This is a genomic window from Saccharopolyspora shandongensis, assembly GCF_900106995.1.
Taxonomy (GTDB): domain Bacteria; phylum Actinomycetota; class Actinomycetes; order Mycobacteriales; family Pseudonocardiaceae; genus Saccharopolyspora; species Saccharopolyspora shandongensis.
In genome coordinates, this window is the sequence record NZ_FNOK01000032.1 from 84,850 (window position 1) to 106,565 (window position 21,716).

The following is a 21,716-nucleotide window of genomic DNA, read 5'->3' on the forward strand; positions in this document are numbered from 1 at the left end:
CTCGGGCGGGCCTGCCCGGGTCAGATCAGGACGAGGAACAGGACCGCGAACAGGGCCAGGTTGGCGACCATGATGGCCCAGCCGTTGAACATCATCATCCGCAGGTTCCGGGAGCGCGCGAGCCCCATCTGCCCGATCATGTCCGGCCCCGGGAACGGCCCGAACCAGTCGATCTGCGAGGAGCCCAGCAGCACCGCGGCCCACGCGCCGGGCGGAATGCCCAGCCCCGCCAGCGCCGGGCCGAACAGCTTCTGCAGCAGCACCACCTGCGCCACCGCCGCACCGGAGACCCCGAGCCAGCCGACGACCAGCACGATCATGCAGAACAGCCACGGCCCGACATCGCCCAGCGTCGGCGCGACCAGCCGCTGCATCGCGTCGTAGGCGCCCGAGCGCTCCAGCAGCTCCAGCATCGGGTTGAGCAGCCAGAACAGCAGGAACAGCCACAGCAGCGGCTGCGCGCCCCGGTACATCGCGTGCAGCGCCGCTGTCGGCGACATGCGGCCGCACAGGGCCGTGACCGCGGCGGCCGCGGGCATCACGATCAGCACGTAGGTGTAGCTCGCCTGGAACGCGATGCCCAGCGCCACCAGGACCACCATGCTGCCGAGGAAGCCGATGGTCGCCCGCCTGGCGGTCGCCGGGTCGTGCTCGGACTCCTCGGCGACGTCGTCCGGGTAGGCCTCGCCGCCCTCGGTGCGCCGCTGGATCCAGTGCGACATGCCCAGCCCGGTCAGCCAGACGGTGGCGGCCATCGGGATCCCGGCGCTGAGCAGGTACTCGCCGTAGCCGATCTGCGCGGTGCCCATGATCGTGACCACCGGCGGCGTGAACGGCCCGGTGACCAGGCCCGCGGCGGTGCCCGCGTGGAACATCGCGGCCATCGACGGCGGGGTCAGCCGCATCGCGGCGGCGATCGGCAGCACGATCGGCACCAGCAGGGCGCTCGCGCCCGACAGCGTGCCCAGTGCCGCGCCCAGCAGCGTCGCCGACAGCATCACGCCGATCCGGAACCGCAGGGGGGTGCTGATCCCGATGCCCTGCAACACCATCCGCACCATCGTCGCGGCCGCGCCCGTCTCGGTGACGACCCGGCCGAGACCGCCGCCGAGCAGGATGATCATGCCGACCACGGCGATGAACGAGCCCAGCGACTCGCCCATCAGCTTGCCCAGCTCCAGTGGCGCGGTGCCGGTCTCCAGCGCCGCGACGACCAGCGCGGCGAGGGTGGCGAGCACGACGTCCACGTCGAGCAGGACGAGGATCGCGTACACCACGATCGGCGTCAGGCCCCACAGGGTGCCCGCGCCGCCGGTGGCGAGGATCGCCGCGCCGGTAACGATCGCGGCGCCGAAAACGCCTGCGGCGGCGCGTGGTTTCCAGGTCGTGCCCTGTTCAGTCGTCACTTCTGCTCCTCGTCCAGCGCGCTCAGGTCGACAGAACCGCCCGGCATCACTCGCCGCGTGTTCCGGTAGCTGTACAGGCCGTAGACGAGCAGGCCGACCACCAGCCAGCCGGCGAAGCGCAGCCAGGTCTCGCCGGCCAGGAACGACATCAGCCAGGCGGAGAACAGCACGCCGAGGACCGGCACCACCGGCATGCCCGGGCAGCGGAAGCCGCGGGGCAGGCCGGGCCTGCGGTAGCGCAGCACCACGACCGCGGCGCAGACCAGGACGAACGCGAACAGCACGCCGATGTTGGTCAGCTCGGCGGCCTCCTGCACCGGCAGCAGCCCGGCCAGCGCCGCGGCGACGATGCCGAGGATCCACGTCGCGCGGTGCGGCACCCGGCGGACCGGGTGCAGTTCACCGAACCACTTCGGCATCAGCCCGTCGCGGCTGAGCGCGTACCACAGCCGGGAGGCGCCCATCATGAACGAGAAGCTCACCGTGACGATGCCGAGGATCGCGCCGACCGCGATCACGGTCGCCACGCCCGACATGCCGACGCTGGCGAACGCGCTGGAGAAACCGCTGTCCGGGTTGACCTCGTGGTAGGGCACCATGCCGGTGAGCACGATGCAGGCGCCGACGTAGAGCACCATCGAGATGGCCAGCGACCAGACCATCGCCTTCGGCATCAGCTTGCGGGCCTCCACGGATTCCTCGGCGGCGGTGGACAGCGCGTCGTAGCCGAACACCGCGAAGAACACCGTGGCCGCCCCGGTGACCGCGCCGCCCCAGCCGAAGGGCGCGAACGGCGTCAGGTTCCCGAAGTCCACTTGGGACAGTCCGACGACCACGACGAGCAGCACCACGGCGATCTTCACGACGGTGAGCACCACGTCGACCTTCGCCGAGGTCTTCGTGCCGCGGTTGAGCAGCCAGGCCACGCCGAGGCAGATCAGCATCGCGATCAGGTCCACCCGGTGCCCCTCGCCGGTGCCGGGCGCGCCGAGCATCCAGGCGGGCAGGTCGACGCCGATGGCGTCCAGCAGGAACCCGGCGTAGCCGGACATGCCGATGGAGACGGTCGCGACGATCGCGGTGTACTCCAGCAGCAGGTCCCAGCCGATGATCCAGCCGACGACCTCGCCGAGCACGGCGGCGGCGTAGGTGTAGGACGACCCGGCGCGCGGCACCATCCCGGCGAACTCGGCGTAGGCGAAGGCGGCGCACAGCGAAGCGGCGCCGGCGATGAGGAACGACACCAGCACGGCGGGACCGGCGACGTCGCGGGCGACGGCCCCGGCGAGGCTGAAGATCCCGGCACCGATGATGGCGCCCACGCCGATCATGGTCAGCTGCGGCAACCCGAGCACGCGGAGCATCCGCCGGTCGCCCTGCTCCTCGGGTTTCGGCACGGTGCGGCGGAAGATCCCGTTCGGCCCGGTCCCGAACAGCGACCCGCCGGTCGCGGCTGTCTCATCTCGCACCGAGTACCTCCCCGCTGGCAACGCCGGTTGGCGATCACGCGATGCGGGGATGTTCGTCGATGGGGATCATCCGGGAAAGACGGCGAAGCACGCGGATGCCTTCCCCTGACCCCAAGCAACCCTTCGCCTTTTCCCGCGACGAGCCGGGATTCGCGTCAGAGGGAGCCGAGGACGGCGTGGGCCGCGGCGGCGTCCTGGACTCCCAGACCGACGCTGTTGTAGAAGACCACCTCCTCCGCGCTGGCGCGCCCGGGGGCTTCGCCCAGCAGCACCGCGCCGAGCGCTCGCAGCTGCGCGCGCTCGATGTCGCCGCGCTCCAAGGCGCGCACGATCGGTCCCGCGTGCGTCGCGGCCGTGCCGACTTCGTCGACCACGACCGCTCCGGCGCGCCGGATCAGCTCCGCGTCCACCTCGCACCGGTGGTGCTCGAAGCTGCCGACGCTGATCACCGTCGCTCCCGCCGCGACCGCGGCGGTCGGGACGACGGGTTCCGCGCTGAGGGTGCAGGCCGCGATCAGCGGCGCTTCGCGGACCGCTTCCCCGGCGCTCGCCACGGCTCGCACCGCGATGCCCAGCTCGGCCGCCAGTTCCGCGGCCGCGGCCTCACGGCGCGCCGCGTCGCGGCTGTAGATCCGGATCTCGCGCAGCTCGCGCACGCGCGCGATCGCGCGGGCGTGCGCCCTCGCCTGCACTCCGGAACCGAGGATCGCGAGCTCGTCGGCGTCGGGCACCGCGAGCGCGTCGGCGGCGATGGCGCTGCCCGCGGCCGTGCGGATCTCGGTGAGCGCGGTGGCCTGCATGGTGGCCACCGGTCGGCCGGTGGCCGCGTCCAGGACCAGCACCGTCGCCGAGATCGCGGGCAGGCCCCGGCCGGCGTTGCCGGGGTGGACCGCGACCAGCTTGCTGACGGCTCCGTGCCTCGGCGACAGGCGGCTGAGGTAGCACAGCGTCGTGTCGTCGCCCGTTCGGATGGCGACCTTCTCGGCGAGTTGCGCCTCGCCGCGACCGAGCGATTCGAACGCCAGCCGCTGCGAGGCGATGGCGGTGTCCAGGTCCAGCGCCGCGGCCACGTCGGCGTCGCTCCACACGTCCATGCGCGGCACGCTGCCACACCTCCGGCCGCGGCGGTAGAGATCGACATCCCGGGCGCGCGGAGATCATCGAGAGCAGAAGCTGAGCTGTCGCTCAGAAGGAAAAGAAATCACTCTTCTGATTCTCCGCGAATACGCCTCCGGGGATTTACGGTGATCCCGGCGGCGCACGTGTCCCGCGGCACACCTGCGCACGAGAACCCCAACGAGCTGGAAGAGGTGCATGTCGGTGCAGTCGACGTTGAGCTCCGTGATCGGTCCGGACGCCCCCGCCCGGGTCGACGGCGGAGGCGAGTACCTCTCGCGCAACCCGGCGAACCTGGATGACGTCGTCGCCGAGGTCGCCCTCGGCGGGCCCGAGACGCTGCTGGCCGCGACCGAGCAGGCGCAGCGCGCGCAGCGCGAGTGGGCGCAGGTGCCCGCGCCGGTGCGCGGGCGGGTGGTGGCCGGGCTGGGCCGGCTGGTCGAGGCGAACAAGGAGTCGCTGGCGCGGCTGGTGACCCGGGAGATCGGCAAGCCCTACGCCGAGGCGCTCGGCGAGGTGCAGGAGATCATCGACACCTGCGACTTCTTCCTCGGTGAGGGCCGCAGGCTCTACGGGCAGACCGTGCCCTCGGAGATGCCGGACAAGCAGCTGTTCACCTTCCGCGTGCCGGTGGGCGTCGCGGTGGTGATCACCGCGGGCAACTTCCCGGTCGCGGTGCCGTCCTGGTACATGGTGCCCGCGCTGCTGTGCGGCAACGCCGTGGTGTGGAAGCCCGCCGAGTACGCCGCGGGCGCGGCCCGGGCGCTGGCCGAGCTGGCCTGGCGCGCCGGGGTGCCCAAGGGCGTGCTCAACCTCGTCTACACCGACGGCGAGGCGACCTTCAAGGGCCTGGAGTCCGCGCTGGCGGCGGGCACCGTCAACAAGGTCGGCTTCACCGGTTCCAGCGAGGTCGGCGCGCGGGTCGGCGAGCTGTGCGGCCGCTATCTGCAGAGCCCGTGCCTGGAGCTCGGCGGCAAGAACCCGATGATCGTCACCCCGGACGCCGAGCTCGACCTGGCCGTGGAGGGCGCGTTGTTCTCCGGCTGGGGCACCGCCGGGCAGCGCTGCACCTCGCTGGGCAACCTGATCGTGCACCGCGACGTGCACGACGAGTTCGTCGGGCGGCTGGACGCGGCGCTGCGCGCGGCCAGCATCGGCGACCCGGCGGGCGACGTGCTCTACGGCCCGCTGCTGGACCAGAAGTTCGCCGACAACTTCGAATCCATCCTGGGCAACATCGCCGAGCACCACACCGTGCTCGGTTCGGAATCGGTCGGCCGGATCACCGATTCGGCGCCGCGCAAGGGATTCCAGGGCGATCCGTCGACCGGGCTGTACTACCACCCGGTGCTGCTCGACGGGCTGCGGCCGGACGACCACGTGTTCCGCAACGAGACCTTCGGCCCGATCGTCGGCGTCACCACCTACGACACCCTGGACGAGGCCATCGAGCTGGGCAACGCCCCGGGCTACGGGCTGTCCGCGGCGATCTACACCACCGACCCGGCCACCGCGTTCCGGTTCCGGCAGGGCATCGGCGCGGGCATGGTCAGCGTGAACAACTCGACCTCCGGCGCGGAGGCGCACCTGCCCTTCGGCGGCAACGGCAAGTCCGGCAACGGCAGCCGCCAGTCCGGCGTCTGGGTGCTCGACCAGTTCACCCGCTGGCAGTCGTTGAACTGGGACTTCTCCGGCAAGCTGCAGAAGGCTCAGATGGACGTCGACACCGTCGAGCCGGAGCTGGACTTCCGGCTGCCACCGGAACTCGGCGGTGCGCGGTGATGCTGCCGCACCGGGCAGAAGTCGTCGTGATCGGCGGCGGGGTGGTGGGCGTCAGCACCGCCTTCCACCTCGCCGAGGCCGGCGTGGACGTGCTGCTGCTGGAGCGCGACGAGCTCGGCGCGGGTAGCACCAGCAAGGCCGCCGGCGGCGTGCGGGCGCAGTTCTCCGACCCGGTCAACATCGAGCTCGGACAGCGCAGCCTGCGGGCGTTCGAGGACTTCGCGCGGCGGCCCGGCGGCGAGATCGACCTCAAGCAGCACGGTTACCTGTTCCTGCTGTCCGATCACGCGGACGTCGCGGCCTTCGAGCGCGGCGTGCGGCTGCAGAACGAGTTCGGCGTGCCCAGCCGGATGCTGACCGTCCGGGAGGCCTGCGAGCTCTCGCCGTACGTCGTGCCGGACGGGCTGCGCGCGGCGGCCTTCTCCCCCACCGACGGGCACTGCACGCCCGAGGCGGTCGTGCAGGGGTACGCGCAGGGCGCCCGGCACCACGGCGCACTGTTGCGGCGGAACTGCCCGGTGACCGGCATCGAGGTCACCCGCGGCGAGATAACCGCGGTGCACACCGACTTCGGCCCCGTCGAAACGTCCACAGTGGTCTGCGCGGCGGGCGCCTGGTCGGCGGCCGTCGGCGAGTTCGCCGGCGTCGAGCTGCCTGTTCGCCCGCTGCGCCGGCAGATCCTGGTCACCGAGCCGGTGCCGGGCCTGCCGCGTCGGCTGCCGTTCACCATCGACTTCGGCACCAGCTTCTACTTCCACGACGAGGGCCCGGGCCTGCTCATCGGCATGTCCGACCCCGACGAGGAGTACGGCTTCCGGCTCAACACCGACGACCGCTGGCTCGGGCGGCTCGCCGACGCGGTGGCGCGGCGCGCGCCGCGGCTGGCCGACATCGGCGTGGCGCACGGCTGGGCCGGGCTCTACGAGATGACGCCCGACCACAACGCGCTGATCGGCGAGGCGGCGGGACCGAGCCGCTTCCTGTACGCCACCGGCTTCTCCGGCCACGGCTTCCTGCAGGGGCCGGCGATCGGCGAGGTGATGCGCGACCTCGTGCTCGGCCGTCGACCGGTCGTCGACGTCTCCGGCCTCGACGCCCGCCGCTTCGCCGGGGCCAAGGTCCGCCCCGAGCACAACTGCGTCTGAAAGGCTGTTTTGGACTCTTTCTGCGTAGCGGTGCGGGTAGCGGAACCTCAGGCGCCGTCTCGGTCCGGGATCCCCGACTCATGTATGTCCAATACACAGCGCTAGGGCTGTCCTCCCGAGACGACGCCTGAGAACCCGCGGCGGTGCCGGTTATGAGGGTGGGCTAAGCGGCTTCGCCGCTTCAAAAACGAGAACTGAATTCCCCGATGCGGGCTGCGCGCGGCGCAGCCGACGAAGGAGCGCGAACCGTGCGTGATCTGTTGCAGGAGATCGACGAGTGGGGCCCGGAGAAGGTCGTGTGCGTCTCCGACGCGCGGACCGGCATGCGCGGCGTGCTGGTCATCGACAACACCGCCCGCGGCACCGGCAAGGGCGGCACCCGAATGAGCCCGACCGTCACCGTCGGCGAGGTCGCCCGGCTGGCCCGCGTGATGACCTGGAAGTGGGCCGCGGTCGACCTGTTCCACGGCGGCGCGAAGGCCGGCATCTTCGCCGACCCGGACTCGCCGGACAAGGAGCGGATCGTGCGGGCCTTCGCGCGGCGGCTGGCCGATCAGATCCCGGCCAGCTACGTCGCCGGGCTGGACATGGGGATGACCGAGCACGACGCGGCGATCATCCAGGACGAGCTCGGCGATCGCGGCGCGGCCGTCGGGGTGCCCGAATCGCTGGGCGGCGTGCCCTACGACCAGCTGGGCGTGACCGGCCACGGCGTCGCCGAGGCCGTGGACGCGGCGCTGGCCCGGCAGGGCCGCAGCGTGGCCGGCGCGCGGGTGGCGGTGCAGGGCTTCGGCGCCGTCGGGGCGGCTGCGGCGAAGCGGCTGCACGAGCTCGGCGCGCAGCTGGTGGCGCTGTCCACGATCGACGGGTCGGTGCACGACCCGGACGGGCTCGATGTGCCGCGGTGGCTGGACGCCCGCGCCGAGTTCGGCGACGCGTGCGTGGCCAAGGCCTCGGCGCAGCAGCGGATTCCGCGCGGCGAGGAACTGCTGGTCGACTGCGACGTGCTGATCCCGGCCGCCGGGCAGGACGTCATCGACGAAGCCGTCGCCGCCGGCATCAGGGCCGGGCTGGTCGTGGAGGGCGCGAACCTGCCGACCACGCCGGAGGCCCGCCGGCTGCTGGCCACCCGCGAGGTCACCGTGGTGCCGGACTTCATCGCCAACGCCGGCGGCGCCATCGCGGCCGGCTTCGCGATGGACGCGCGGTATTCCGCGTTCCGGCCGGAGCCGACCGCGATCCTGCGGGCGGTCGCGGAGCGGACCCGCAACAACACCGTGCTGGTGCTGGACACCGCGCAGGCCGACGGCGTGCTGCCGCACCAGGCGGCGCTGGACCTGGCGAAGCAGCGGGTGCGGACGGCGATGCAGCTGCGCGGCCGGTTGCCCAGCATCGCGACCGCGTGAGAACTGCCGCGAACTCCGCGATTCCCGTTGAAATCGGAGGTTCGATTGAGCGATTTTCATCTTGGCTGGTGACCGCAGCCGCGACAGCCAACGGACCGTATCCCGGAAGCAGTCGCATGCGCCGCAGGCGCATAGCCCACCTACGCAGCTTGCACCGCCGCGGGTTCTCAGCGTTCGCCTGGCGAGGACGGCCCAACCGCCGTGTATCGGACATACATCAGGTTGGGCACCCACAGTCCAGGCGGGCGCTGAGGTTCCGCCCCCCGCACCGCCACGCAAAACGAGGATGGAAAACGCTCATTGCAACGGGAATCGCGGGCCGACGCCGGGTGCGCGGTCTGGAAGACGAGAGCTGAGGGGGCAGGCGTGCTCAACCCGATCCACCTGAGAACCCTGCAGGAATGCGTCCGCACCGGCTCGTTTGCCGAGGCCGGGAGGGTGCTCGGCTACACCGCGTCGGCGGTGTCGCAGCAGATGGTGCTGCTGGAACGCGCGGTCGGCGCGCCGCTCTTCGAGCGCTCCGCCCGCAGCGCCCGCAGCACCGCGCTGGCGGTCCGGCTCGCCGACCGCAGCCGCGACGCGCTCGGCGCGCTCGACTCGCTGGAACGCGAGGTGCGGGCGATGGTCGCCGGTGAGGAAGGCAGCCTGCGGCTGGCCAGCTTCGCCACCGCCAACGCGCGGGTGCTGCCCGACGTGCTGGCCGCCGTGGTCGCCGAGCGGCCCAGTGCCGAGGTGCAGCTCGACGAGGGCGAGCCGGACGAGGTGCTCGGCGACGTGCTCGAAGGTGTCCTGGACGCGGCGGTGGTCTTCGAGTACGACCTCGATCCGCGGCAGTGGCCGATCGAGCTGTGCGTGGAGGAGCTGATGGCCGAGCCGCTGCGGCTGGCGCTGCCCGAGACGCACCGGCTGGCCGGCGCCCCGGAGGTGGAGCTGCGCGAGCTCGCCGGCGACGCCTGGATCTCCACCCGGCAGGACACCGCGGGCGCGCGGGCGCTGGTGCGGCTGGCCGCCGCGGCCGGGTTCGTGCCGCGGATCACCTTCCGCAGCAACGACTACTCGGTGATCCGGGACCTGGTGGCCCGCGACCTCGGCGTCGCGGTGCTGCCCGGGCTGGCGATCCCCGACGACCACGTGCGCATCTCCCGGATCGCCGGCTGGCAGCCGCACCGCAGGGTCAAGGCCCTGTACCGGAAGCAGAACACCAACCCGCTGCTGCCGATCGCGCTGGAGTGCCTGGCCAAGTCCTGCGCCCAGGTGGCCAACGGCTGGCACGCGGAACCGCGCGAGCACTGACCCGCACGCTTGCAACACGGAGGACGAATGAGCGACAAGACCGAGCCCGTCGACGAGTTCTTCCGGGCCGCCGTGGCCGGTTGGTCCGCTCGGCCTTCGACCGGCACGGGGCCGGGCGAGGAATTGCTGGCGCTGTTCGACTCGCAGGCCGGCAGCCGGCACCTGGACTTCCAGGCGCGCCGACTGGGCTCGCAGGGCAAGGGCTTCTACAGCATCGGCTCGTCCGGGCACGAGTCCAACGCCGCGGTCGCCGCCGCGCTGCGTCCGACCGATCCGGCGCTGCTGCACTACCGCTCCGGCGGCTTCTACGTCCGGCGCGGCCGGCAGGTGCCGGGGCAGCACCCCCTGCGCGACGTGCTGCTGGGCATCGTCGCCGCGGCCGACGAACCGATCTCCGCCGGACGGCACAAGGTGTTCGGCAACGCCGAGCTGTCCGTCATCCCGCAGACCTCGACCATCGCCTCGCACCTGCCCCGCGCGGTCGGCCTGGCGTTCTCCCTGGGACGGGCCGCGAAGCTGGGCGTCCCGACCGCGTGGCCGGCGGATTCGGTGGTGGTGTGCAGCTTCGGCGACGCCTCGGCGAACCACTCGACCGCGACCGGCGCGATCAACTCGGCGCTGCACTGCGCCTTCCAGGGCCTGCCGATGCCGCTGCTGCTGGTGTGCGAGGACAACGGCATCGGGATCAGCGTGCGCACCCCGCAGGGCTGGATCGAATCCACCTACGGCAACCGCACCGGGCTGCGGTACTTCGCGGTCGACGGCGCCGATCCGGTGCGGAGCCTGGCGGTGGCGCGGGAGGCCGTGGACTGGGTTCGCGAGCACCGCGCCCCGGCTTTCCTGCACCTGCGGACGGTGCGGCTGATGGGGCACGCCGGATCCGACGTGGAATCCGGCTACCGATCGCGCACCGAGATCGCCGCCGACTACCAGCGCGACCCGCTGCTCGGCACGGCAAAAGCGCTGGTGGACAACGGGATCCTGGAGCCGGGCGAGGTACTCGCGCGCTACGAGGACAAGCGGGCCGAGGTCGCGCGCATCGCGGAGGAGGCGCTCGGCCGCCGCAAGCTGGGCAGCGCCGCCGAGGTGATGGCGTCGATCTGCCAGGACCGGCCCGACGCCGTCGCGCGCCGGGCGGGCGAGGTCCCGCCCGGGCGCGCGGAGGTCTTCGCCGATCAGCTGCCCGAGGCCGAGGGACCGCTGACCCTGGCGCAGGCGATCAACCGGTCGCTGACCGAGGAGCTGGGCCGCGACCCGGGCGTCGTGGTCTTCGGCGAAGACGTCTCGCGCAAGGGCGGCGTGTACGGGGTGACGCGCGGGCTGCGCAAGAAGTTCGGCGGCACCAAGGTGTTCGACACGCTGCTGGACGAGCAGAGCATCCTGGGCACCGCGCTCGGTGCGGGACTCGCCGGGCTGATGCCGATCCCCGAGATCCAGTACCTCGCGTACGTGCACAACGCGGCCGACCAGTTGCGCGGTGAGGGCAGCACGCTGAGCTTCTTCTCCAACGGCCAGTACCGGAATCCGATGGTCGTGCGCATCGCCGGCTACGGCTACCAGAAGGGCTTCGGCGGCCACTTCCACAACGATGACAGCGTCGCCGCGCTGCGCGACCTGCCGGGCGTCGTGGTCGCCTCGCCGTCGCGGCCCGACGATGCCGCCGCGATGCTGCGCACCTGCGTCGCCGCCGCGCACGAGGACGGCCGGGTGTGCGTGTTCCTGGAGCCCATCGCGCTGTACCACACGCGCGACCTGCACGAACCCGGCGACGGCGAGTGGCTGGCGTCGTACCCCGCGCCCGGTGAGCACCACGTGCCGATCGGGCGGGCCCGCGAGTACGGCGACGGCGACGACCTGACGCTGGTCAGCTTCGGCAACGGCGTGCCGATGAGCCTGCGGGTCGCGAAGCGGCTGCGGGAGCGCGGCATCGGGGCGCGGGTGCTGGACCTGCGCTGGCTGGCGCCGCTGCCGGTCGAGGACCTGCTGGCCGCGGCGCGCGCGACCGGCCGGGTGCTGGTGGTGGACGAAACCCGCCGCAGCGGCGGCGTTTCCGAGCCGGTGGTGACGGCGCTCGTCGACGGCGGCTTCGACGGGCCGATCGCCCGGGTCGCCAGCGAGGACAGCTTCATCCCGCTCGGCGCGGCGGCCTACCACGTCCTGCTCGACGAGGACACCATCGAAACGGCGGCCCTGGAACTCGCGAAGCGCTGACGCCACCGAGCGACGTCGCGTTGCTGCGGGGCCGAGGCCGGGCGGTGCGTGCCTTCGGGATGGTGGGGTGAACGGCCCGCTCACCCGACCCGACCGGCGAGAGCGCAGCACGCCCGGTGCCTGAGGGCTCGTCCGTGCAAGCTCGGCCGAGGGCGTCCCTTGCCGCGATGAGTTCCGGCCGGGTCGCGAGTCTGCACTGGTGACCGTTACTGCCCGGTACGAGACACCACGGAGGACGCCATGGCGACCACACCGAACGACCCGACCACCGCACTGCCCGGGCGCCCGCCCGTGGCCGACCTGGCCACCTGGCAGGCCGCCCGCGACGAGCTCCTGGTCCGCGAGAAGGCCCACACCCGCGAGGGTGACGCCCTCGCCGCGGCCCGCCGCCGGCTGCCGATGGTGGAGTTCGACGGGACGGTCGAGGTCGTCGGCTCCGACGGCCCGGTCCCGTTCCTGGACCTGTTCCAAGGCCGCGACGAACTCGTGGTCTACAAGCACATGTGGCACGACGGCGCGCCGCACCAGGGGCAGTGCGAGGGCTGCACCACCACGGCCTGGCACCTGAAGGACGCCGCCTACCTCAACGCCCGCGGCGTCTCGTACGCCGTCCTGACCACGGGCCGCTGGGACGAGGTGGCCCCCTACGTCGAGTTCATGGGTTACACCCAGCCCTGGTACTCGGTGCGCGACTTGGCCGAGCCGGTCGGCGGCAGCATGGGTTACCTCACCTGCTACCTGCGCGACGGCGACCGCGCGTTCCTCACCTACTCCACGACGGCCCGGGGCAACGAGACGGTCAACGGGTCCCTCGGCCTGCTCGACATGACGCCCTACGGCCGCGGCGAGGCATGGGAGGACAAGCCCGCGGGCTGGCCTGAGGGGCGCAGGTCGTGCTGGTCCTGGCGCTCGGACGCGGACGGGAACGCCACCTGGGGCCCGACCAGCCGCCCCGTGCCGCAGTGGACCCGCCCCGGCGCGACCCCCGTGGAGACCCTCGGCAGGCACGGCCACCACGACTGACGCGCTCGGTCGGTGGCGGTTCGTCTGGAAGGTGACGGGCTCCTGGCAGGAGAGGACTGTTCAGGCCTCGCCGAAGATCAACGCGACGCGATCCGGGCAGCGCCGTGCGCTCGTCGCGAGCGCCCCGGCGATGGTTGCCATCGACCCTCCCGCAGGCTGACTCGCCGAGAAGGCCAACCAGCTCGCGCCGCGCCATCGGAAACGAAGGCGGCGAACCCGTTCGGAGCAACTTTGCCGAAGAGACGGGGAAAGGTCAGCTGTCCGGGTCGCCGAAGACCTTGCCGGGGTTGAAGATCCCGGCGGGGTCGAGGGCGTTCTTGACCGCGTGGTGCATGCCGATCACCGCCGGGCTGAGCTCGGCGTGCAGGCCCTTGCGCTTGAGCAGGCCCACGCCGTGCTCGCCGGTCACCGTGCCGCCCATCGCGATGGCGTCGGCGACGATGTCGTCGAAGGCCCGCTGCGCGCGCAGTCGCGCCGCATCGTCACCGGGCTGCGTGATGATCAGCGGGTGCAGGTTGCCGTCGCCGGCGTGCGCGATGTTGGCGATCTGCGTGTCGTGCCGCTGCGCCGCCGCCTCGATGCGGGCCAGCATCTCCGGCACCTTCGCCCGCGGCACGCAGACGTCTTCGGTCAGCAACGGGCCGAGCCGTTCCAGCGCCGGATACGCCAGTCGGCGCGCGGCGAACAACGCGTCCGCCTCGTGCTCGTCGGTGGAACGGGCGCTCCAGGTGGCGCCGGCCTCGTCGAAGCAGCGCAGCAGCCCGTCGACCTCCTGCTCCCCCGCCGCGCCCGGCGTGTCGGAACGGCCGAGCAGCAGCACGTTCGCCTCGGCGCTGAGGCCCATGTTCTTCCACTCGTCGACGGCCTTCAGGCAGTGCTGGTCGAGCAGTTCCAGCGCCGACGGCACGATCCCGGCCGCGGCGACCGCGGCCACCGCTTCGCCTGCCGCCACGAGGGAATCGAAGTACCCGACCACGGTGCGCTCCGGGGCGCGCAGGCCGGGCAGCAGCTTGACGGTGATCTCGGTGATCACGCCGAGCGTGCCTTCCGAGCCGACGAACAGCCCGCACAGGTCGTAGCCGGCGACGCCCTTGGCGGTGCGCCGCCCCAGCCGCACCACCTCGCCGTTGCCGACGACGGCTTCCATGCCCAGCACGTAGTCGCGGGTCACGCCGTACTTCACGCAGCACACGCCGCCGGCGTTGGTGGCGACGTTGCCGCCGATGGTCGACCACGGCGAGCTGGCCGGGTCCGGCGGGTACCAGGCGCCCTGCTCGCGGCAGGCGGCGCGCAGATCGTCGTTGACCACGCCGGGCTGCACCACGGCGAGCTGCTCGCGCGGGTTGATCTCCAGGATCTCGTTCATGCCCTCGAAGGAGATCAGCACGCAGCCGTCGATGGCGTTCGCGCCGCCCGAGAGGCCGGTCCCAGCGCCTCGCGGAACGACCGGAACGCCCAGCTCGGCGCAGATCCGCACTGCGGCGACGACATCATCGGTGCTGGTCGCGCGCACCACCGCCAGCGGTTCGCCGTGCGGGGCCCACTCGGCCTCGTCGTGGGCGAAGCGGGCTACGGAGTCGGGGTCGGTCAGCAGCACGGGCTCCGGCAGTTCCGCGCGCAGCGCCGCGAGCGCCTTCTCCGCCGTGCCTGACATGCCGTCCTCCGTCCGCCGCGATACTTACTCACGTTAACCAACGCGGGCACCAACCCACGCAACGAGGTCAGCGCGCCAGGGCGTCCAGGGTGAACTTCTCGGGGAAGGGCGAACGCGCCACCGCCTGCTCCGCGGTGAGCTCCCCCGCCGCCACCGCCCGGCACAGCTCGGCCACGGTCGCCAGCTCGGCGCGCTGGTGCCGCACGAACTCCCGGTCCACCGGCTCACCGTGCCCGGGCAGCACCACGGGCGCGTCCAGCGCGAGGATGCCGTCCAGCGCGGCGGGCCACCCCTGCGGGTACGCGTCCCCGAACTGCGGCGGCGCGCCCTGCTCGACCAGATCGCCCGCGAACACGACACCCGCGTCCGGCACGTGCACGACCACGTCGTGGTCGGAGTGCGCCGGTCCGAAGTGGAGCAACGCCACGTCGCGTCCGCCGAGGTCGAGCACCTGCCGGTCGCCGACCAGGTTGTCGGGCAACGCGATCCGCACCGCGTCGATGCGATCGGCGACCTCGTGCTCGCCCCGCTCGCGGTAGTTCCGGGCCCACTTCTCGCGCTGATCCGCGCCCGTGGCCACGAGCTGGGCACGGCACCGGTCGTGCGCCCAGACCGGGCACGGCAGGAACGCCTCGGTGCCGAAGCTGTGGTCGAAGTGCGCGTGGGTCAGGACCACCGACCAGGGCAGCGGCGTGACCTCGCGGACCGCCGCGGCGAGCTCGGCCCCCTGCCCGGCGTCGCCGCCGGTGTCGATGACGAGGCAGCGCTCACCGCCCACGACGAGGCCGACCGAGAGGTCCAGCTCCTCGTACCGACGAACCAGCACGCCGTCGGCGACGTCGATCCAGCGTCCCAACTTCCCACTCACCTCGTACCCATCACAGTTCCCGACGACCGACCGCCCTTGCCCAGATGACGGATCGTCTCCTCGCCCCGAGGACATGTCTTCCGCCGCGATTCTCCCTTCCGCCCGTCCGATGCGCCCCGACGCCGCCCAAACCGGTCCGATGACGCCCCGGGGAAACGCCCAGTTTTGCCTAAAATTGGGCACACCAGGGCCCGCACTCCGGCGCTGGGGCTCCCAATTTTGCCTAAAATGAGAAACCTCGGAACCGCACCTTCCCGAGGAGGCCGGCGATTTTGCCTAAAATTGGGAGCTTCAGCGCCGGGACGTGGTTCGCCGGCGGCTCCCGATTTCTCCCGGCCTCCGGACGGCCCCGTCCGGTCAGCGGTTGGCCGCGATGATGGCGTTCACCAGGTCCGCTCCCGGGAAGTCCATCATGATCACCCCGGTCCGCGGCAGGTCGGTGCCGTTGAGGTGCTCCAGGGCGTAGTCGTTGACGCCGCGGAAGCCGGACGCGCCGCAGGCGACCGCGTTCGGGAACGCCGCCGGGCTGGAACCGCTGGAGAAGTTCAGGAACATCCGGCCGGAGTCGGCGGCCGCCGTCTTGCCCAGGTGGTCGCGGACCTTGAACCACTTGTCGTCGATGTCGAACAGCGTCGGCACGTCGTAGGCGTCCTGGACGTACTCGCCCCAGGTGTCGTTGTTGAACTGGCCGAGCCCGCGCCCCTCGTACAGCCCGCCGCCGGCGCCCTGCAGCGTGGCCAGCACGATCTTGCCGCGCGCCTGCCCCAGCGTCGGCATCTCGCCGCCCGCCGGGTCGAGCAGGTACCCGCCGTTGGGATCGTTGTCCCGGTACCAGTCGAGGATCTGCGCGGTGTCGAGCTGGCTGTTCTCGTCGGTGCACGAGGTCATCTCGCCGGTGCACTCGGCCTTCAGCCGCATGAGCACCGCTTCGCCGGGGTGCGCGGCCAGGAACTCGCCCGCCTCGCGCAGCACGTCCGAGAAGTTGGCGTTCTGGTAGAACGGCCCGTGGTGCAGGGTGAACCGGTCGTCGTAGCGCCGCACCCGGATGTCGATGGCCCGGATGCCCGACTGCAGCTGCACGCCCAGCGTTTCCGCGCTGTCGCCGTGGTTCTCCTGCGTCTGCGTCAGCGAACCGCCGTGCAGCGAAAGGGTTTGGTGGGTGCCCGGGATCGACAGCTGCGCGAGGCTGCTGTCGTCCGGCAGGCCCGCCATCCAGTCCGGGTTCGAGGTCTCCGTGATGCTCTGGCAGTGCGGCGCCGCGGCCGCGGTCCCCGGTAGGACCGCGACGGCCAGCGCCATCGTCAGAACCGCTGCCGCACGAGCCGATCTTCCGGACATGCGCAAGAGAATCCCGTGCTTGCCGCGGCAACGGCCGGAATGGCGGAAAATCGCCATCCCGGCCCTCGGCGATCTCACACCGGGAAGCGGTGCCGCCAGATCTCCCGGGACGGCTTGATCGGGTCGGCCACCACCGTCGGCGGCACGTTCCAGATCCGGGCCGAGCGGTCGGCGGTGGTGTACGCGGGCCAACCCGGTTCGCCGGTGGTGGCGAAGGAGACCCACGCCTTGCGCAGCTCGCCGGAGAGCTCCTCGAAGTCCGACGGAACCACACCCTCGAACCACGCCGCGGTGAGCTCGCTCTCCGACACGCCGAAGGTGAACGGCACGTCCAGCCCGTGGCAGGCACCGAGCGCACCGCCGTGCCCCGGGGCGGGCCAGGAGAACTCGTACAGGTAGCTCCGCCCGCCGCCGGCGGCGTGGCCCTCGGCGAGCCACATCGACGGCATGCGGAACAGCTGGTCGCTGAGCATCACCGTGAACAGTTCCGCGTCGTCGACGCCCGGGTATCCGGCGCGGTACTCGTCGACCACCGACGACGCCAGCCGCAGGCCCTGCGCCAGCGCAGCCGGGTCCTTCGTCTCCGCGGGGAGCCCGACCGTGAACATCTTGGCTTCGTCGGTGTTGTAGCCGCTGATCACGTCCACGCCGCGAGCCGCACCGGAGCGCAGCGCCACCCACGGCAGCTCCGACAGCACCTCCCCGTCCAGGACCACCGCGTACGCCGTGGAGTTCGTCCACGCCGCACGGTCGGCGCCCATCTCCTGCATCACCGGGGACTGGACCGAGTGGATCGCCTCGGACGGCACCGCGCCCAGCGCCTCGGCGGTGGCCGGCACATCCAGCCGGCCGGTGATCAGCTCGCCGATCTTGCGGGCCTCGTCCTCGTCGGAGTAGAGCGAGCCGAGACTCTGCGCGATGGCGCGGCGGAAGAGCCCCTGCTCGGCCGAACCGGCGACCAGCGCCGCCACCGAGGTCGCCCCGGCCGACTCGCCGAAGATCGTCACGTTGTCCGGGTCGCCGCCGAACGCCGCGATGTTCTCCCGCACCCAGCGCAACGCCGCGAGCTGATCCAGAATGCCGCGGTTGGCCGGGGCGTCCTGGACCCAGCCGAAGCCCTCGTAACCCACCCGGTAGTTCACCGTCACCACGACGACGCCGTCGCTCACCAGCTGCGAACTGTCGTACGCCGGGCTGTCGGTCGCGCCGCCCAGGAACGCGCCGCCGTGGATCCAGACCATCACCGGCAGACCGCCGCCGAGGTCCGGCGTCCAGACGTTCAGGGTGAGGCAATCGGTGCCGTCGCCGGGATTCCACAACGCCGGCACGCCCGGCATGATCGCGGGCTGCGGCACCGATGCGCTGAACGTCGACGCGTCGCGCACGCCGTCCCAGCGCTCGGGCGCGACCGGAGCCTGGAACCGGCGCGGGCCGTCCAGCGGCGCCGCGTACGGGATTCCCTTGAACGCGCTGATTCCACCATCGACGGTGCCGCGCACCGCTCCGTGTTCGGTCCGCACCACAAGATCCATACGACCATATAACCAGGAAAACAGTGGTGGTGCGGGCGAATCTGTCACGACAGGTCGCCGAGTTCGGCAACCGCGAGCGGCAGCGCGCTGCTGAACTTCTCCAGATCCGGCAGCGCGGCGCGGTTGGCGTGCACGCCGACGTGCACGGTGTCGCGGTACTGCGAGACCGCGATGGCCAGCGCCTGCCCTGCCGCCAGCGGGGCCACCGGGTACAGCTCCGCCAACGCCGCCCCGCCCAGGGTCGCCGGGAAGTCCGGCAGCGGCACGTTGGTGATCACCGTGTCGAACAGCAGGGCAGCGCTCTGCCCGGCCAGTGGGGCGGCTACCTGGTGCACGATCTGCGGTACGCGGCCCGCCAGCACCGGGAACGCGCCCGGCCCGCGCAGCGGACCCGCGCTCTTGTTGCGCCTCATCGCGGCCCGGATCGCCTGCAGCCTCGCCACCGGATCCGGTTCGTCCACCGGCAGATCGCACAGGTAGCCGGAGAGCCGGTTGTTCCCGCTCGTGTCGTCGCCGCGCCGGCGGCAGACCGGGATCAGCGCCCGCACCGGCAGCTCGCCGACCGGATGCCCGCGCGTGCCCAGCCACCGGCGGAACGCCCCGGCGAGCACCGCGAGCACCACGTCGTTGGTGGTGCCGCCGTGCCGCGCGCGGATGCGCCGCAGGTCGGCGAGGTCGATCGGGACCAGCGCCACCCGCCGCGCCGTCGAGGACGAGGCGCGCAGCGGCGAATCCGGGACCGGCACCCGCATGTTGCGCACCACCGACGAGGCGATGCCCAGCGTCTCGCCGGACTTCGACAGGGTTCCGCGCACCGCCCCGATCAGCCGCCGCGAGCGCCGGAGCAGCTCCAGCGGGCCGCCGCCGGGGCAGGCCGGTTCCTGCTCGGCGGGCGTGAAGGCGTCCAGCAGCGCCAGGCCCGTTTCGACGGCCTCGCGGCCATCGGCCAGGGCGTGGTGGAACTTCACCAGCACCGCGAACCGGTCCCCGTCCAGGCCGGTGATCAGGTGCAGCTCCCACAGCGGACGGCGCCGGTCCAGCGGGTCCGCGAGGAGCTCCGCGACCAGCCCGGCCAGCTCCGCCCGCCCGCCGGGCGTGGGCAGCTGGTGGCTGTGCACGTGATCGGATGCGTCGAATTCCGGCGCTTCCGCCCAGTGGGCCTGGCCGGGCAGCCAGGACTGGCCGATCCGCAGCCGCAGCCGCGCGATCCGCTGCGCCCGCTCTGCCAGCAGCGCCAGCAGGCGCAACCGGTCCGCCGGTTCCGTCGGCCGGAACACCGCGACCGCGCCGAGGTGCATCGGCGCGGTTTCCTGCTCCAGGCAGAGGAACGCCCAGTCGAGGGCGCTGACCTCGCTCGTCGTCGTCATCGCCGCACCTCACCGCGCAATTCGAGAAGTCGTGTCCGCGAACCATTTGAACTCGGCAATTCGACCGGCCGGGTTACCGAACCGTTTCCGTTCCCGAAACACCGGACGGCGAGTGCACTCCGCGAGCCGACCCGAACCAATTGATCTTCCGGAATGCGCGGAAAAGATTCGCCCTCGAACGGTTCGGGATCGCGGAGCGAGCACACCGGCACCGACCTGCCCCTTCCCGCCCAGCGGACAGCACTCGACGAACCCCGATCCTGACATTTGCGACCCCCCGGGACACCGCTTCCGGTGCACCATCGCACTTCTGTCCGAAATGGACTGATCGATTTCCGGTCTCGGCCGAATTCGGCCGACCGGGCCGCGATGAGTCAACTGTAGCGAAACGCAGGACCGCATCAAAAAGGAAGCGGCCGGGTCCGGTGCGCCGGCACTGCCGTTGATCGCTCCGCTGCGTGCCGAGAACCCGCGGTCGGTCACCCGAATGCGGGGCACGGCGACCGCGCGCGACGGCAGGCCGACCGGCTTCGATGACACCACGCACCGGGTCGGCCCGGATGCGCGCCCCGGACCCGTGACCGACCTCACCAGGAATTCCGCCCCAACGCGCAGAAGCCCGCCGCCCCGAAGGGACGGCGGGCTTCGACGGCTCGGACCTCAGGCGGCTTTCAGCACGCCGTCGGCCAGTCCGAGGTTGGCCACCACCTCGCGGGTGGCCTTGGCCCGGTTGAGGCTGTAGAAGTGCAGCGCCGGTACGCCTTCGGCGATCAGCTTCTCGCACAGCCGGGTGGTGATCTCCAGCCCGGCCGCCCGGAAGGCTGCCGCGTCGTCGCGCAACGGGTCCAGCACCGCCGACACCTCGTCGGGGATCGTCATGTTGCTCAGCTGCGTGGTCATGCCCAGCACCCGCGGCGTGGTGATCGGCATGATCCCCGGCAGCAGCGGCTGGTCGCAGCCGTGCTGCGCCAGCCGGTCCCGCAGCCGCAGGAAGTCCTCCGGCTTCAGGAACATCTGCGCCACCGCGAAGTCCGCCCCGGCCCGCAGCTTGTTGACCATGTGCCGGGTGTCGGACTCCAGGTCCACCGAGCGCGGGTGCAGGTGCGGGAACGCCGCGACGCCCACGCTGAAGTCACCGCACTCGCGCACCAGCCGCACGAGCTCGTCGGCGTAGGTGATGCCCTCCGGGTGCGGGATCCACTCGCCCATCGGGTCGCCCGGCGGGTCGCCGCGGATCGCCAGCACGTTGGTGATGCCCTCGGCCGCGTACGAGCCGATGACGTGCCGCAGTTCGGCGATCGAGTGGTTCACGCCGGTCAGGTGCGCCACCGGCACCAGGGTGGTGTCGCTGGCGATCCGACCGGTGGTGCGCACGGTGCGGTCCCGGCTGGACCCGCCGGCGCCATAGGTCACCGACACGTACGCGGGGTCCAGCGGCTCCAGTTCCCGGATGGCCCGCCACAGCTGGCGTTCCTCTTCGTCGGTCTTCGCGGGGAAGAACTCCACCGAGAACACCGTCTTGCCGGGGCGCAGCCGGTCTATGACCCGAGTCATGGCCTGGTCTCCTTCTCAGCCGAGAAATCGATCAGTAGCGGTAGTGGTCCGGCTTGTACGGGCCGTTGACATCGACACCGATGTAGGCGGCCTGCTCCTTGGTCAGCTTGGTCAGCTTCACACCCAACGCGTCCAGGTGCAGACGCGCGACCTTCTCATCCAGGTGCTTCGGCAGCACATACACCTGCTTGTCGTACTCCCCCGGCTTCGTGAACAGCTCGATCTGCGCGATCGTCTGATTGGTGAACGAGTTCGACATCACGAAGCTCGGGTGCCCGGTGGCGTTGCCCAGGTTCAGCAGACGACCCTCCGACAGCACGATGATCGAGTGCCCGTCCCCGAACACGTACTCGTGGACCTGCGGCTTGATCTCCTGCTTGCGGACACCCGGCACCTTCTCCAAACCGGCCATGTCGATCTCGTTGTCGAAGTGACCGATGTTGCCCACGATCGCCTGATGCTTCATCCGCGTCATGTGCTCCGCGGTGATGATGTTGAAGTTCCCCGTCGTGGTCACGAAGATATCCGCGGTCTCCACCACGTCTTCCAGGG

The 21,716-nt window shown here is 71.7% G+C and carries 16 protein-coding genes; 6 read left to right on the forward strand and 10 right to left on the reverse strand.

Features of this window, described 5'->3' with window-relative positions; translation table 11 throughout:
* Positions 1-20: 20 nt before the first annotated feature.
* The 3 genes from BLW84_RS28410 to BLW84_RS28420 form a co-directional block, all read right to left on the reverse strand.
* A complete protein-coding gene (locus BLW84_RS28410; RefSeq protein ID WP_093271268.1) occupies positions 21-1,406 on the reverse strand; it encodes a GntT/GntP/DsdX family permease in 1,386 nt (461 codons plus the stop codon).
* The gene (locus BLW84_RS28415) at positions 1,403-2,875 is read right to left on the reverse strand and encodes an amino acid permease (protein WP_093271270.1); all 1,473 of its coding nucleotides are present in this window, start codon (positions 2,873-2,875) and stop codon (positions 1,403-1,405) included. The genes BLW84_RS28410 and BLW84_RS28415 overlap by 4 nt, the downstream gene beginning before the upstream one ends.
* Positions 2,876-3,030: 155 nt before the next feature.
* Entirely contained in the window at positions 3,031-3,969 is a 939-nt protein-coding gene (locus tag BLW84_RS28420) for an ornithine cyclodeaminase family protein (protein ID WP_245761442.1), read from the reverse strand.
* A 220-nt stretch (positions 3,970-4,189) separates the two neighbouring features.
* Here BLW84_RS28420 and BLW84_RS28425 point away from each other — a divergent pair, with 220 nt between their 5' ends.
* The 6 genes from BLW84_RS28425 to BLW84_RS28450 all read left to right on the forward strand — a co-directional run bounded on the left by BLW84_RS28425 (position 4,190) and on the right by BLW84_RS28450 (position 12,851).
* Entirely contained in the window at positions 4,190-5,773 is a 1,584-nt protein-coding gene (locus tag BLW84_RS28425) for an aldehyde dehydrogenase family protein (protein WP_093271272.1), read from the forward strand.
* A complete protein-coding gene (locus tag BLW84_RS28430; RefSeq protein WP_093271329.1) occupies positions 5,773-6,918 on the forward strand; it encodes an NAD(P)/FAD-dependent oxidoreductase in 1,146 nt (381 codons plus the stop codon). The genes BLW84_RS28425 and BLW84_RS28430 overlap by 1 nt, the downstream gene beginning before the upstream one ends.
* 248 nt (positions 6,919-7,166) lie before the next feature.
* Positions 7,167-8,324 (forward strand): Glu/Leu/Phe/Val family dehydrogenase, encoded by a 1,158-nt coding sequence (locus tag BLW84_RS28435; protein WP_093271331.1) that lies wholly within the window; start codon positions 7,167-7,169, stop codon positions 8,322-8,324.
* A gap of 366 nt (positions 8,325-8,690) precedes the next feature.
* Positions 8,691-9,617, forward strand: coding sequence for a LysR family transcriptional regulator (locus tag BLW84_RS28440; RefSeq protein WP_093271273.1), 927 nt, complete (start codon positions 8,691-8,693; stop codon positions 9,615-9,617).
* A gap of 27 nt (positions 9,618-9,644) precedes the next feature.
* The gene (locus tag BLW84_RS28445) at positions 9,645-11,828 is read left to right on the forward strand and encodes a thiamine pyrophosphate-dependent enzyme (RefSeq protein WP_093271275.1); all 2,184 of its coding nucleotides are present in this window, start codon (positions 9,645-9,647) and stop codon (positions 11,826-11,828) included.
* Positions 11,829-12,068: 240 nt separating this feature from the next.
* On the forward strand, positions 12,069-12,851 hold the full coding sequence (locus BLW84_RS28450; RefSeq protein ID WP_093271277.1) for a DUF899 family protein: 783 nt from the start codon (positions 12,069-12,071) through the stop codon (positions 12,849-12,851).
* 253 nt (positions 12,852-13,104) lie between these two features.
* On the opposite strand, the gene BLW84_RS28455 is transcribed toward BLW84_RS28450, so the two are convergent.
* The 7 genes from BLW84_RS28455 to BLW84_RS28485 form a co-directional block, all read right to left on the reverse strand.
* Positions 13,105-14,505: an FAD-binding oxidoreductase gene (locus BLW84_RS28455; RefSeq protein ID WP_093271280.1), complete on the reverse strand. Its 1,401-nt coding sequence runs from the start codon at positions 14,503-14,505 to the stop codon at positions 13,105-13,107.
* Between the two features lie 67 nt (positions 14,506-14,572).
* Positions 14,573-15,361: an MBL fold metallo-hydrolase gene (locus tag BLW84_RS28460; protein WP_093271282.1), complete on the reverse strand. Its 789-nt coding sequence runs from the start codon at positions 15,359-15,361 to the stop codon at positions 14,573-14,575.
* 369 nt (positions 15,362-15,730) lie between these two features.
* Complete coding sequence (locus tag BLW84_RS28465) at positions 15,731-16,711, reverse strand: phosphatidylinositol-specific phospholipase C (RefSeq protein WP_093271285.1); 981 nt, start codon at positions 16,709-16,711, stop codon at positions 15,731-15,733.
* Between the two features lie 74 nt (positions 16,712-16,785).
* On the reverse strand, positions 16,786-18,231 hold the full coding sequence (locus BLW84_RS28470) for a carboxylesterase/lipase family protein (protein ID WP_245761440.1): 1,446 nt from the start codon (positions 18,229-18,231) through the stop codon (positions 16,786-16,788).
* 56 nt (positions 18,232-18,287) lie between these two features.
* Positions 18,288-19,610 carry a wax ester/triacylglycerol synthase family O-acyltransferase gene (locus BLW84_RS28475; protein ID WP_093271290.1) on the reverse strand — a complete coding sequence of 441 codons (1,323 nt, stop codon included), beginning with the start codon at positions 19,608-19,610 and terminating at the stop codon, positions 18,288-18,290.
* Positions 19,611-20,270: 660 nt separating this feature from the next.
* Entirely contained in the window at positions 20,271-21,164 is an 894-nt protein-coding gene (locus BLW84_RS28480; RefSeq protein WP_093271292.1) for a methylenetetrahydrofolate reductase, read from the reverse strand.
* A 31-nt stretch (positions 21,165-21,195) separates the two neighbouring features.
* On the reverse strand, positions 21,196-21,716 hold a 521-nt coding region (locus BLW84_RS28485; RefSeq protein ID WP_143061128.1), incomplete at its 5' end, for an adenosylhomocysteinase.

Coding starts and splice junctions, on each gene's coding strand:
- BLW84_RS28430 (WP_093271329.1), top strand. CDS start 5,773: ATGCTGCCGCACCGGGCAGAAGTCGTCGTGATCGGCGGCGGGGTGGTG.
- BLW84_RS28425 (WP_093271272.1), top strand. CDS start 4,190: ATGTCGGTGCAGTCGACGTTGAGCTCCGTGATCGGTCCGGACGCCCCC.
- BLW84_RS28420 (WP_245761442.1), bottom strand. CDS start 3,969: ATGGACGTGTGGAGCGACGCCGACGTGGCCGCGGCGCTGGACCTGGAC.
- BLW84_RS28445 (WP_093271275.1), top strand. CDS start 9,645: ATGAGCGACAAGACCGAGCCCGTCGACGAGTTCTTCCGGGCCGCCGTG.
- BLW84_RS28475 (WP_093271290.1), bottom strand. CDS start 19,610: ATGACGACGACGAGCGAGGTCAGCGCCCTCGACTGGGCGTTCCTCTGC.
- BLW84_RS28450 (WP_093271277.1), top strand. CDS start 12,069: ATGGCGACCACACCGAACGACCCGACCACCGCACTGCCCGGGCGCCCG.
- BLW84_RS28455 (WP_093271280.1), bottom strand. CDS start 14,505: ATGTCAGGCACGGCGGAGAAGGCGCTCGCGGCGCTGCGCGCGGAACTG.
- BLW84_RS28465 (WP_093271285.1), bottom strand. CDS start 16,711: ATGTCCGGAAGATCGGCTCGTGCGGCAGCGGTTCTGACGATGGCGCTG.
- BLW84_RS28480 (WP_093271292.1), bottom strand. CDS start 21,164: ATGACTCGGGTCATAGACCGGCTGCGCCCCGGCAAGACGGTGTTCTCG.